The sequence below is a fragment of the Chryseobacterium geocarposphaerae genome (genome assembly GCF_002797535.1).
Classification (GTDB): Bacteria; Bacteroidota; Bacteroidia; order Flavobacteriales; family Weeksellaceae; genus Chryseobacterium; species Chryseobacterium geocarposphaerae.
Window position 1 is genome coordinate 173,730 of sequence record NZ_PGFD01000003.1, and the last position, 12,933, is coordinate 186,662.

General features: G+C 34.7%; 12 protein-coding genes and 3 tRNA genes. 5 read left to right on the forward strand and 10 right to left on the reverse strand.

What is annotated here, in order from left to right; genetic code table 11:
* Nucleotides 1-51: 51 nt before the first annotated feature.
* Both CLV73_RS16770 and CLV73_RS16775 read left to right on the forward strand, forming a co-directional pair.
* Nucleotides 52-846 (forward strand): FkbM family methyltransferase, encoded by a 795-nt coding sequence (locus CLV73_RS16770; protein ID WP_100378039.1) that lies wholly within the window; start codon nucleotides 52-54, stop codon nucleotides 844-846.
* A 7-nt stretch (nucleotides 847-853) separates the two neighbouring features.
* Entirely contained in the window at nucleotides 854-2,332 is a 1,479-nt protein-coding gene (locus CLV73_RS16775) for a lipopolysaccharide biosynthesis protein (RefSeq protein ID WP_100378040.1), read from the forward strand.
* Here the strand turns inward: CLV73_RS16775 and CLV73_RS16780 are convergent.
* The 4 genes from CLV73_RS16780 to CLV73_RS16795 form a co-directional block, all read right to left on the reverse strand.
* Nucleotides 2,325-3,404 carry a hypothetical protein gene (locus CLV73_RS16780; RefSeq protein ID WP_228424418.1) on the reverse strand — a complete coding sequence of 360 codons (1,080 nt, stop codon included), beginning with the start codon at nucleotides 3,402-3,404 and terminating at the stop codon, nucleotides 2,325-2,327. The genes CLV73_RS16775 and CLV73_RS16780 overlap by 8 nt on opposite strands.
* Complete coding sequence (locus CLV73_RS16785) at nucleotides 3,389-4,243, reverse strand: glycosyltransferase (RefSeq protein ID WP_100378041.1); 855 nt, start codon at nucleotides 4,241-4,243, stop codon at nucleotides 3,389-3,391. The genes CLV73_RS16780 and CLV73_RS16785 overlap by 16 nt, the downstream gene beginning before the upstream one ends.
* Nucleotides 4,244-4,321: 78 nt before the next feature.
* Nucleotides 4,322-5,722, reverse strand: coding sequence for an aspartate ammonia-lyase (gene aspA / locus CLV73_RS16790; RefSeq protein ID WP_100378042.1), 1,401 nt, complete (start codon nucleotides 5,720-5,722; stop codon nucleotides 4,322-4,324).
* Nucleotides 5,723-5,792: 70 nt separating this feature from the next.
* Complete coding sequence (locus CLV73_RS16795) at nucleotides 5,793-6,818, reverse strand: N-acetylmuramoyl-L-alanine amidase (RefSeq protein WP_100378043.1); 1,026 nt, start codon at nucleotides 6,816-6,818, stop codon at nucleotides 5,793-5,795.
* A gap of 136 nt (nucleotides 6,819-6,954) precedes the next feature.
* Between CLV73_RS16795 and CLV73_RS16800 the strand changes: the two genes are divergently transcribed.
* The 3 genes from CLV73_RS16800 (at nucleotide 6,955) to CLV73_RS16810 (ending at nucleotide 7,235) form a co-directional block, all read left to right on the forward strand.
* Nucleotides 6,955-7,039, forward strand: a tRNA-Ser gene (locus CLV73_RS16800).
* A gap of 17 nt (nucleotides 7,040-7,056) precedes the next feature.
* A tRNA-Pro gene (locus tag CLV73_RS16805) sits at nucleotides 7,057-7,131 on the forward strand.
* Between the two features lie 30 nt (nucleotides 7,132-7,161).
* A tRNA-Arg gene (locus CLV73_RS16810) sits at nucleotides 7,162-7,235 on the forward strand.
* Nucleotides 7,236-7,763: 528 nt separating this feature from the next.
* On the opposite strand, the gene CLV73_RS16815 is transcribed toward CLV73_RS16810, so the two are convergent.
* The 6 genes from CLV73_RS16815 to CLV73_RS16835 all read right to left on the reverse strand — a co-directional run bounded on the left by CLV73_RS16815 (nucleotide 7,764) and on the right by CLV73_RS16835 (nucleotide 12,902).
* Nucleotides 7,764-8,099, reverse strand: a complete 336-nt coding sequence (locus tag CLV73_RS16815) for a hypothetical protein (protein WP_100378044.1) — start codon at nucleotides 8,097-8,099, stop codon at nucleotides 7,764-7,766.
* A gap of 246 nt (nucleotides 8,100-8,345) precedes the next feature.
* Nucleotides 8,346-9,653: a hypothetical protein gene (locus CLV73_RS16820; protein ID WP_228424420.1), complete on the reverse strand. Its 1,308-nt coding sequence runs from the start codon at nucleotides 9,651-9,653 to the stop codon at nucleotides 8,346-8,348.
* A 227-nt stretch (nucleotides 9,654-9,880) separates the two neighbouring features.
* On the reverse strand, nucleotides 9,881-10,069 hold the full coding sequence (locus CLV73_RS16825) for a hypothetical protein (protein ID WP_100378045.1): 189 nt from the start codon (nucleotides 10,067-10,069) through the stop codon (nucleotides 9,881-9,883).
* A 297-nt stretch (nucleotides 10,070-10,366) separates the two neighbouring features.
* Nucleotides 10,367-10,501 carry a hypothetical protein gene (locus CLV73_RS19180; protein ID WP_262496340.1) on the reverse strand — a complete coding sequence of 45 codons (135 nt, stop codon included), beginning with the start codon at nucleotides 10,499-10,501 and terminating at the stop codon, nucleotides 10,367-10,369.
* A gap of 49 nt (nucleotides 10,502-10,550) precedes the next feature.
* Nucleotides 10,551-11,555, reverse strand: a complete 1,005-nt coding sequence (locus tag CLV73_RS16830; RefSeq protein WP_100378046.1) for a hypothetical protein — start codon at nucleotides 11,553-11,555, stop codon at nucleotides 10,551-10,553.
* Nucleotides 11,556-11,900: 345 nt separating this feature from the next.
* The gene (locus tag CLV73_RS16835; protein ID WP_100378047.1) at nucleotides 11,901-12,902 is read right to left on the reverse strand and encodes an alpha/beta fold hydrolase; all 1,002 of its coding nucleotides are present in this window, start codon (nucleotides 12,900-12,902) and stop codon (nucleotides 11,901-11,903) included.
* Nucleotides 12,903-12,933 lie beyond the last annotated feature (31 nt).

Below are 12,933 nucleotides of genomic sequence, written 5' to 3' on the forward strand. Positions count from 1 at the left end.
CAGGAATTTAACATTTTTGTGTATCTTTGCATCCCGTCTAAATCTACACCAATGTCTTTATATCAAAGGATTGCAGAAAATCTTCAATATATCAGTCCGAGTTTTTACAAAAGAAGATACTTTAAAAGCTTATACAAGCTTACCAAAGAAAACTTTTCTACACGCAATGTAGAGCCTGAACTGGTTTGGATTAAAGAATATCTTCAGGACCATTCTGTGATTTTTGATATCGGAGCTAATGTAGGAACTTTTTTGTACCACCTGGAAGATAAACTTAAGCCCCAGAACATTTACGGTTTTGAGCCCAATAAAAAGCTTAATAGCAGATTAAAAAGATTATTTCCGTTGATGCACATTCATTCTGTGGCGCTTTCTGACGAAAATACAACAGCTGAATTTAAGGTTCCGATCATTAACGGTAAAATGATTGCTTCCCGCGGAACGCTGAATACTTCCTATAAAGAAAAAGGCGAAGAAAAAAGCTACACCGAAAAAGTAGAAGTCATCAAACTGGATGACTGGGCAAAAAAAGAGGCCATCACCAAGCTTGACTTTATCAAAATAGATGTTGAGGGCAATGAAATGAAAACCCTGAACGGAGCCAGGGGAACGATAGAGAAGTTTAAGCCAACTTTGATGGTGGAGATGGAACAAAGACATCACAACACTCCTATCTGGAATGAAATTGCTGAAGTAGCTTCATGGGGATTTGATGTAAAATACCTGAACAGAAAAAACTTTGAGCTGGAGGAACTGACTGAGGAAGTTTTGCTGAAAAACAGCTCCAACGAAAAAAACAAGACCGAATACATCAATAACATTATTTTCACCCCTAAAATCCAATAAGAAACCTATGAGTTTAGTAGCAAGGCAGGGCTTCAAATATTCCATTATCGGGTATATTGGTTTTTTACTGGGGACGGTTTCGGCACTTTTTATTTTTCCAAATGATTTTGAATTTTACGGAAAACTCCGTTACAGCATGCAGACTGCAGAAATGCTTGTACCTTTTGTTGTTTTCGGAATTTCTTATGCGAATGTAAAATTTTTTTATTCTTTGCAAAAAGACGGAAAAACCCAGAATATGCTTTCCCTGTCATTGGTGAGCATTCTTATTAATTTCCTCATCTTTTGTATTGTATTTTTCGCTCTTCCCTATTTCTATCCGAAATTCTTGCATTCGGAGGCCTGGAAAATCAAAGAAATTATCTTACCCTTAATTTTAGTGTTGTCGCTTTGTGCGATTTTCAATAAATATATCTCCAACTTTAAAAGAATTGTAGTTTCCAATATTTTTGACAATCTTTTTCCTAAAATTGCCAATCTGGGAGCTTTTTGCCTTTTCTTTTATTTTTCTTTTTCCCAGAATATTGCACTGGCGTTTTTCTTTGGGATTTTTGCCCTTATGCTTTTCGGATATATTTATTACACGAATAAGCTTCAGAAGATCAATTTTGATATAAGCACCGATTATTTTAAAAAAGACGGTTTCTGGAAAGAATTTCTGAACTACAGTTTCTTCGGGTTTTTAGGAACTTTCGGGAATTATCTTGCCATCAACAGCTTTATGATCGGTGAATTTATGGGAATGGAAGAAAACGGGATCTACTCCGTCCTGTATGCTTTGATCTCCCTGATCTCGATTCCGCAGCTTGGATTATTCAATATCTCTGCGCCCATTATCAGTCAGCATCTTGCGGATGGTGATATGGAAGGCCTCGACAGATTCCACAAAAAAACTTCTCTTACCCTATATTTTTTGGGAGCTGTACTGTTTTCATGCATTATGGTAGGTTTTCCGTATCTCACTCAGTTTATGCCTAAAAACGGGGTCATGCTAAGACTATATGAACCGGTGATCTGGATCTGGGGTTCTGCTGTTTTAATCGATTTGGCAACAGGATTCAACGGGAACATCATTTCCCTTTCAAAATATTACCGCTTCAATATTCTGGTGATGCTTTTATTGGCGGGCTTAACGATTGGTCTTAATTTCTATTTCATCAAAAACACAGAGCTGAAACTTGTCGGAATTGCTTTATCTACAGCGATTTCCTTAACGACTTACAATGTTGTGAAAATCATTTTCAATTATGTAGTCTTCAAGGTTTCGCCTTTAACTATAGAAATGATCTTTGTTTCCATTATCTGTACTTTAGCCATTACTGTAGCCATTGTTTTACCAAATTTTGACAACAATTTCATCAATCTGATATACAAACCGGCAGTGGTTCTGATATTGATTTTTATCGGAAATTATTTCACAAAAGTTTTCCCGATCGAAGATTACCTGAACAAAAACTTCATCAAAAGTATTTTTAAGTTTAAATAGAAATCAGACTCATTAAAGTATTCTCAAGATTTTCCTGGATAGATTTCCTGTTATATTTTTTCTGAAAGTCATACGATGTGTTTTTAAGCGCCTCAAACTGTTCAATAACATTTTCCTCTTCGGGAATAATAAAATCTGATTTTGAAGGATAATTACGCGGAAAAACAGCCCATTTCCCAAACTTGATAGCATCACCCAGATTTCCTGTCATTTTGGTTATTCCATAGAGTTCTTTATGACTGAAAAATTCTGTTTCCTGTTGGATCGGACACCATAAAACATCGGCTTCATGCATCCATTTTTCAAAATCTTCTGAAGAAAGGCGGTCCGGAAAATACTGAATAGTAATAAATTCAAGAGATCGTTCTAAATCCGTAATTTCTTTTAGTTCAGATCCTTTTGCTTTTCCCAAAAAGACAAATTCAATTAGTTTATCTTTAACCTTACCCTCTTTAAAACCTTTCTCTATTTCTTTTATTTTAGCAAAAATTCTTTTATAATCCCTTCTTTTTTGGGAAACACCTCCAGGAATAACGATCACTAATTTTGGATCTGATGGTTTTTCAAAATCTTTTGTATAAAAAAGTGGTAAGAATTGATATTTTTCAGAGCGGAGTGCTTCATCCAGCACCAATAATGTTTTTGCCTTCTTATACGCTGCAGAAACACTGAATAGCCCTTCTTTCCACCATAATTTCAATCTGTAAACAAGATCTTCCTTAAAAATATTTTTGAACAGAATGAATTTTGAAAGACCGGTAAAATTGATATTATGAACAATAAAAGCGGTGTTGTATTTCTGAGCAATTGTTTGAAAAGTGTTGAAATACCGATGAACAGTTCCAACAACAATCAGGTCATATTTTTTAGTTTTCAGCTGTTCAGCAATCATCGAACTGTCTGAAAGAAAAACGTTTTCCTCACCTGCCTGAATTTGTTTTTTTATTTTTTCAGAAAAATAATAATCTACCGCAAAGTTTTCAGAATCCCGCATCAGCTCCAGAAAATTCTGTGCAATTTCAGCATGAGTATCAATTTCTATGTAGGCGATCTTTTTCAAATTTTCAACCATTTCTTTTTTAAGGCATTCCAACGCTTATCGTTAATTACTTTTTGTTCGTCTTTTGAAATTTTAAGTTCTAATCGCTGAGAACGGCAGCTTTCATAAGCTTTAACGATTTGTATGAAGAATGATAAGGATTTATTTTTCATCGCTTCTTTTGACGAGGCGATATATGCTAAAAACCTGTTCAACCCTAAGAAATAAAAGTATCTTCCGTAATAATCTGCCGGTTTTATGGTGTAATCACTTCCTTTTATTTTTAATAATTTCACGTGTAGCTCCGGCAAAACCACTTCTTTCCAGCCTAAACTTTCAAGCAAAATAGCATCAATATTATCCCAGCCCAACGTTTCCCTCAATCCGCCCATTGCGTCAAAGCATTCTTTTCTGTAAGCTTTCATTGGTCCGCGAACGTGGTTTTTGTTGGAATTGCCTTCATATACCCATTCTCCGTTTTTCTCTACATATAGCAATCCTCCCACCAAACCATATTTTGGGTTATTCAGAAAGGCTTCGTTTATAATTTGAAGATAGTTTTCAGGAATAATAATATCTGCATCAAATTTACAGATCACCTCAAATTCTTCAGGGTTTTGAGTATTTAACCCATTTTTAAAAGCTGCGACAACTTTTGAACCGGGTTGATGAGCAGATTTCTGAAGATTAATGGTTTCGAAACGTGAGTCTGTATCCGTAAAGCGTTTGATTACTTCAGGCGTCGTATCTGTAGAGCCATCGTTAACGATCACTACTTTAAAATCTTTAAAACTCTGTTGCTGTAAAGATTCCAATGTAAATGACAAATGCGCTTCTTCGTTATGCGCAGGAATGATGATTAAAAATTTCAAAAGATATTTTTATAAATGATGGATGATAAGTGATAAATGATATAAGTGTCTACTAACATTTATCACTCATCAATTATATTACTTGTTGTGGGGTTTCAGCATATTTTTCGGATCAAGGATTTCATCCAGTTTTTCCTGGGAAAGCAAACCTTTTTCCAATACTAAATTATATACGCTTTTTCCTGTTTCCAATGCTTCTTTGGCAATCTGGGTAGACTGTTTGTATCCGATATAAGGATTAAGTGCGGTTACAATACCTATACTGTGTTTTACCATATTTAAACAAACTTCCTTATTCGCTGTGATCCCTGTAATACATTTTTCACGAAGGGTATCTAATGCATTGCTCAGGAAGTGAATATTTTCCATGATTGCATGGGAAAGCACCGGCTCCATGACATTCAGCTGTAATTGTCCGGCTTCGGCTGCAAAAGTCACGGTAAGGTCGTTTCCAAAAATTTTAAAGCAAACCTGGTTTACCACTTCAGGAATTACAGGGTTTACTTTTCCAGGCATGATGGATGATCCCGGCTGCATTGGAGGCAGGTTGATTTCAGAAAGTCCGGCTCTTGGCCCTGAAGACAGCAATCTTAAATCGTTACATATTTTTGATAATTTCACGGCAAGACGTTTCATTGCAGATGAATAAATTACATAAGAACCTGTATCCGGAGTTGCTTCCACCAGATCGGGCGCAGAAACGATAGGATAGCCTGTAATTTCAGCCAGATTCTTAGCGCAAAGCACCGCATATCCTAAAGGAGCATTAATTCCTGTTCCGATAGCCGTTGCTCCCATATTTACTTCAACAAAAAGGTTTGCATTGTTATTCAGCTTGGAAATATCTTCTTCCAAAGTAGCAGCAAAGGCTTCAAATTCTTGTCCCAGTGTCATAGGAACCGCATCCTGAAGCTGAGTACGCCCCATTTTGATTACGTCCTGGAATTCTTTTCCTTTCTCACGGAAAGCATCCACAATTTTGATAAGCTTGCTTACCAAGGTATCGTTCATCTGTAACAGTCCCATTTTGATTGCCGTAGGATAGGCATCGTTGGTAGACTGCGAAAGGTTAATATGGTCATTGGGAGAACAGAATTCATATTCTCCCTTGTTTTTTCCAAGCTTTTCCAATACTCTGTTCGCAATCACTTCATTCGCATTCATATTGATTGAAGTTCCTGCTCCTCCCTGAATCATATCTACCGGAAACTGCTCGTGTAATTCTCCGTTAATCAGTTCATCACAGGTTTCAGCAATTTTGAAATACAGATTTTCATCAAGAAGCCCTAATTCATAATTGGTTTTGGCAGCCGCTTTTTTTACAAAAGCAAGTCCTTTTATAAATTCTGGGTATGAAGACAGGAGCTGCCCGGAAATCTTAAAGTTCTCTATTGCTCTCTGGGTTTGTACACCATAGTAAGCGTTTACAGGCACATTTAATTCACCTAAAAGATCGCTTTCCTTTCTGTAATTTTCCATTAAAATAGTATTTAAAAACCTAATGTATTGATTCAAAAAAATGCATCATCAAGATGCACTTCAAAATTACTTATTTTATCGGATATTTTTGATTTAATGCCTGTAAAATTGCCCATGTTTCGGCATCCATAATCCCGTCGTATTTCTCAGGTCTGAAATGGTACTGGAAAGCTTCAATTGTTTTTTTGGTACTATCATCCCAGGCTCCGGTAAGTTCAAGACCATAACCGAATTTCTGCAAGGCAGTCTGAATCATAAAAATAAAAGCAGGCTCGCTATATCTTGTTGTAAAATCTGTCTGCGCCTGTGTAAGGAAAGTCTGTTTAGCCGCTTCATCATACCACATCCCGATCTGGTATTCATCATATAATTTTTTCCAAGGAAAAAGAGGGCCTGGATCTTGTTTTCTGGTAGCTGCAATGTCAGAGTGCGCCAATACATTGGTAGCAGGAATCTGATATCTTGTAATAATATCTTTAGCCAATGCGGCCACTTTTTTTATCTGGTCATCACTGAAAGCTGCAAACACTCTGGTCTTTGCAGAATCTGTTCTGAATCCTGCATTTACAATTTCTATGCCTATGGAAGTGTCATTCAAATTTTTGTCACTTCTCCAAGAGCTCACTCCTGCATGATAGGCACGTTTGTTTTCGTCTACCAGTTGGTAAATCTCATTATCTCCGGTATTATTGACAAGATAATGTGCACTTACTTCCTGCTGTGTAAGAACAGCAACCGACTTATCATCCGGTAAAGCGGTATAGTGAAGAATCAAATAGCGCTGTCTGAAATTCTGTCCTACTGCAGGAAAATATGTTTTTACCACTTTATATCCGGCAGGTTTTGCCGATACAATTGAACCGTAACTTACTGTATTGTTATTTTTAGTGGCATCTGCAATATTGGTTGTGAAAAAATCGACTCCTCCTTCGTGCGTAATCTGAGGTTTTGGCTTCTCGCTAGGAGTCTTTGCTACCGGAGTTTTTGGCTGTACTACCTGCTTATTGGTACGCGAAGCATTTTGCTTGACATTTTTCTGTGAAGTACAGGAAAAAACAAAAAAACTTAAGCCGATGATATATAATGTTTTACGCATTTGTTTGCTTTTTTAATCGTTTATTAGCGTAAAAATACACAAATTTTTCTTGAAAAATATTTGGTAAATAAAGAAATCTATTCTATATTTGCACTCGCAATAACAGAACAACGATCATCAAAAAATAAGATAAACAGGAGGGTTGCCGGAGTGGTTAACGGAGCAGTTTGCTAAACTGTCGACGCGAAAGTGTCGCAAGGGTTCGAATCCCTTACCCTCCGCTTTTCTATATATCTTTCGGGGCGTAGCGTAGTCCGGTCATCGCGCCTGGTTTGGGACCAGGAGGTCGCAGGTTCGAATCCTGCCGCCCCGACAGTTTTCATAATTTTTTCAAAATTATAATGGGTGCGTAGCTCAGCTGGATAGAGCATCTGCCTTCTAAGCAGACGGTCAAAGGTTCGAATCCTTTCGCGCTCACAAAAAGCCTCACAATTCTTATTGTGAGGCTTTTTGTTTTATGTGTTATTTTATTCTTGCTGCCTCTTACAAATTATTCAAAATACATAATACATAATACATAATACATAATACATAACTCTTATTTAATATTTAGTTTATAATAAAAAACATTAATTGTTTGCTCTTTTTTATCAAAAGTTATAATTTAAGGAAATTAGATATTTTTTTAAATAGCATATACTCTCCTTAAATTTTGAGTTAAGATTAAGAATCACATTTCTTACTAAGGAAATTATCTTTCAAATAAATATCGGCTTCTTGTAAAGTAAGCCGATATCCTAAATTATCTTTTTGTATTTCTATCAAAAGTCATATTTATAAATGGAAAAATATTATTTCTTTCATACATAAGATTTAATAAAAACATCTTCAATTTGTCATAAGTTTTTAAAGCATGAGTCAAGCATACAATAATACTTTTGTAATTTATCAATTAATAGAATGCAGCTTTTTATGAACATTAAATAAAAACATTTCCTATTGACATTATAGTTTTTCGGCTATTGTCCTGCGATCATGATAAATAATAGTATCTTTTTTACGAATTTCAAAAATTAATTCGCCCTTTTTCTTAACTAATGTATCCCCAAATTCCATTTCATTAGCAAATAAATTCCACCACCTATTATGAGTTTTACAAACCTTAGATTCATGCGTAATTGGATCGTACCCCTTAACTACAAACCAGACAGAGTTATCACGAGGAGGAACATTTACAACTAAAAAGCATTCTTCATCAGCCATTCTTTGAAGATATTTACTATGATGATCTTCCTTAGAGCATGCTATTAACGTTAGTAGTAATATAATATATAATTTCATATAATTTATTTAATAAAATTGCGGACTACGATAAATATTTCTTTTCAACCATTTATTGATATTAATAGTATTAGAAGTAGTTGTACCAAATCCATATCCTGTTCCTAAATTTATATAAGTATTTTTTACTCCGTAATCTGTAATTATTTCCCCATCTATCGAACTACCGGCTTGGAATCGTCTAGAGAGCCTCAATATATTTCCTATAGGACTTTTTCGCAAATTCGAAATCTCCTTAGGGTTATACTATCTTTTTTTCTGGTTTTTTGTCAGTTTATAATTACCTGTTACGTCATCTTTTATTACAGAATACCCATCATTAAGTTCTAGTACCCAACCCTCTCCGCTTATAATCTTATTCTCCGTTTTCAAAGGAGTGGTGACTAAAATGCGGTCCCATTTAGAGCTCATTAATGCCCCATTCTCTACGGTAAGTATTCCCCATTTATCAGTGACTCTAATATTTGGATAGACTGTTCCCTTGTCTTCAATAGGTATAATATTTCTTGGATCAAAAGATACATTCATTTTCTCAAATACGAGTTCAAAATGCGGTTGCGTAATAAATTTACTTTTATATTCCGCAATCATTTTTTGTGTTTCTTTTTCTCTCGCTTCTTCTTCCGAAATAATTGCTTTTCCGTTGTATTGATTTAAAAGTAAGGCAGTTGTTTTCCTTAAATCATTGGATATTGTTATATCAAATGCTTTTATGAAATAGTCCGTCAGATTTGTCTTGATTGTTATTTCTCTGTTCCAACCTTTTTTTGTATCATCAAGTAAGTAACCGTAGATAGGAATTGTTTGATAAGCAAATGACCGGACAAATGTAGGATTGCGTAGAAAAGAGTTTATGTTTTTAATAAAATGTTCGGATAATTGCATTCTATCTCTTCCGCTAATTATTGAACCTGTATATTCAGCAATTCCTTCATTTAATTCCAATAAGTTTTCAGTAATGTCTGCTCCGGGATAAAGTAAATATCTGTATTTTCTAAAAGTTAAGGCATTGGTAAGATGCGTTTTTCGTTCAATTTTATTATGTGTTTGTAAAGCCTTCTTTAACGCTTCAAGTTCCAAACGTAAATAAATTCTACCATTCTTTTGATCAAGGTGATTGTTTTCAACGTTAAATAGTTGAAACCCTAACAATGGTTGACTTACGTGAAACAATTCGTGGGCAAGCAAATTTATTCTGTCCTGTTTATTGACTGGCAATGGAAGCATAATCATAGCCCAATGTCTGCCATCCCAATTGACAGCTGTATTTGCAATATTAATTTCGAAAGGTAAAATTCCGGAATAAATATTGCCGTTTTGCTTGAGCATACCTGTGCTGCCGGAAAAGTTTGCAACTATTTGCCTCGTATCAGGATTGACAAATAATATCGGTCCATATAAATCTTTCCCCCATAGTTGTTTATGTTTGTCTGCCGCAATTTTTATTTCATTGAAATTAGCTGAAATACTATCCTGAAAGATTGAAACTTCCTGTCCAAACAATAATTGAATGAACATTAAAAACAGTATCATAATGTATTTATTTTTAATCATAAAGTTACTTTTAAAAATTTAAATAACGTTTTGGACTTAGTGAAAGTGATAATTAAAGTTGATATTTTAGCTAATGTATAAAGTGTTCAATAAAATTCCAGCATCGAATCATATACAAATCGTAACTCATTTTTGGCGCCATATTTTATCTAGCATATCATTGATTGCATTTTCAACGACCTTTGGATTATCGTGATTGATGTAGTGACCACTATTGGGACCTAAGATTAGTTACTGTCCGTTGAAAGAAGTAAAAAATCTTTTTGCATTTTATCCCAAGCATTGATCATTCCAAGTTTTAATTCTTTATCCTTAATAGAAGAATCAAAACGCTTTGGATCTGAGGCGGTCAGTATCAAAAGAGGTATAGTGCCGAAAGACTTTATTTTTGCTCCTTCTTTTTTGATAGAGCTCATGTGATCCTATTCTTCCAATACCGCGTGTGCGCTTTTGTAAGCAAAGTGGGCATCATGGAATTTTGATATTTATATTGTTTTTCAGCAGGAAACATACCTTTGAACATTAATCTTGCCAACCCAAAAGTATTAGCAAATTTTAAAAAGCCAGCTGGCAACCTCTGATTGACCATTTTGAGCAGTTCCGGTGACAGATATTTTTATCATCAGGACATTAAAGCATCACGTTGATAACGATACTTTTCTTTTTTCAACAGCACGGCAGTTGTCACTGAGTATTTGAAAAAATTCAATCTTTTAAATACAGGTTTTGGCAGTACCATCTTCAATATACTGCTCATGCAGGATATACTTTTGGCACCAGTCCTGACAATGCTCAATGTCTGGGGCGGCGAAGAGTTTTCTTTGCTCATTGTACAGATTCTGCTGCATTTTTGTTAGGTAATTTTCCGATGTTATCTGCGTATTTTTAGAGAGGATTTTATTTTTCTTTTAAATCATCTTTAAAAAACGAGCTGAAAACCGTTTGCATATTAGGAAATGTTTGTCCCTCCCAATATTTTTCGGTGTAATTACTTTGATCCTTTTTATAATTTACTCCCGGGACATCATTCTCATTGCTAAACTCAAGCTCGGTTGGATAAAAGTTCTTATAAGAAATAATCTGATTATAGTCGGGCTCAGCTTTATGTTTTAGTTTTAGGAATTTAATTTCATTGTATTCATTAAAATCACGAAGCGCTTTTTTTGAATTTTTTTCGAAAGAGAAATGAGCAACTGTACGAATATCAAAAAGTCTATAACCCAAAAGAGCCATTTCTTTTTCCTGAAGATCTTCACCGCTAACTTCTATTTCGTCCTTAACCGGTGTTTTCAGTTCTTTTATCTTAAAGGTACCATTGTCATATTTTTCCAGGTTTCCTGCATGTTTCAGTCTGGGTAAATCTAAAAACATTCTATAATCCCAAGATCCGGTCTGCTTCTTTAGAAAAGCTGCATTTTCTAGACTGAAAATACGGTACTGTTGTATCTTTATATCCTTTACTTTTTTGTTTTTGTTATCGAAAACGTAAGTTACTATTCCATCTACATAACAGTTAAGCATATTATTTACGGTAACATAAGCATTAAAGTTTCCCTTTATCAGAAGATATTTTGATGGTTTATCATTTTTTATGACAACAGGTTCAATATCTTTAATTCTATCTTTTACTTTTACTACATCTTTATCCAATTCAGTGTAAGAAAATGTTCCCAATAAAAAATTATCATACACCAACTGATATTTTTCCTGAGAAGGGTTTAATAATTTCCGTTCTATCTTTCCGTCAATATCGGAGTAAGCAACGATGCTTCCGTCTTTCCCAAACACAGAAACCTGTGAAAGGGGTTGATTAGTACCTTCGGAAATAAAAGTGGTGGTTTGTGCATAAGTAAAGTTGAGTAGCAATACAAACACTAAAGAAAAGATTTGAAATTTTCTCATGACTTAATATTTTAAAATTATTTTATTTAAAAGACAATAGATTTTAAAAAAGATTGCCTCGATTGTTCAAAAAAGTGGGATAACAAATTTCTCAGTTTTTTTCGATGTAAGCGATAAGCGACAGACGTCGAAGAATCAGCATAGTGTGGAACTTTGCACCCACAGGAGGTGGATAAAATATAGTTGCAAGTTCACCAGTACGGTAAAATTTTCTAATTATTTCGTTACTTTTAAAAATTTAAATAACGTTTTGGACTTAGTGAAAGTGATAATTAAAGTTGATATTTTAACTAATGTATAAAGGTTCAATAAAATTCTAGCGTCGAGTCATATACATATAATAACTCATTTTTGATGCAATATTTTATCTACCATATCATTGATTACTTTTTCAACGGCTTTTGGATTATCCTGGTTGATATAGTGACCACTATTGGGAACTAAGATTTGTTTGCTGTCCGTTGAAAGAAGTAAAAAATCTTTTTGCATTTTATTCCATGCATTGATCATTTCAAGTTTTAATTCTTTATCTTTAATAGAAGAATCATAACGCTTTGGATCTGAGGCGGTCAGTATCAAAAGAGGTATAGTACCGAAAGACTTTATTTTTGCTGCATCTTTTTTGATAGAGCTCATATGATCCTGTTCTTCCAAAACTGCGTCTGCGCTTTTGTAAAGTAAAGTGGGCATCATGGAATTTTGATATTTATATTGTTTTTCAGCGGGAAACATACCTTTGAACATTAATCTTGCCAACCCAAAAGTATTTGCAAATTTTAGAAAACCACCTGGCAACCCCTGATTGACCATTTTGAACAGTTCCGGTGACAGATATTTTTTATCATCAGGACATTGACTATCCACCAATATTACGCCCGTAACATCTTGAGGATATTGATTGACAAAAAATCGGACAAGTGTACCTCCAAATGAATGTCCCACTAGAATATAAGGTTTAGGTACGTTAGATTTTTCGAGCAGAAGATGCAGTTCTTCAGCTATCTTTTCACCTGATTTTGGATTCTGGCCACGTTCGCTCCATAATATTCCTGACCTGTCATACGAAAAACTTGTATAAGAAACCGGTAACTGTTGTTGAATATGGTACCACTGCAGATGTCCGGCAGGATCGAATGCTGTTTCAAAAACAACAGTCGGTCCACCACTTCCTTTTTTGTAATAATGCAGCTGATGATTGTCAACTTCTGCAAAATTGCCGTCTGGCGTTATTTTTTCTGCATCATTTCGGGATACTCTTTCAAAGATAAATCCTGCAATAAGTAACAATATAATCAGTGCTGTTAAACCTAATCCTATCCGTTTAAACCATTTGAAAAAAGTCTTCATTAATATTTTATTTTTATTATAACATGTGTGT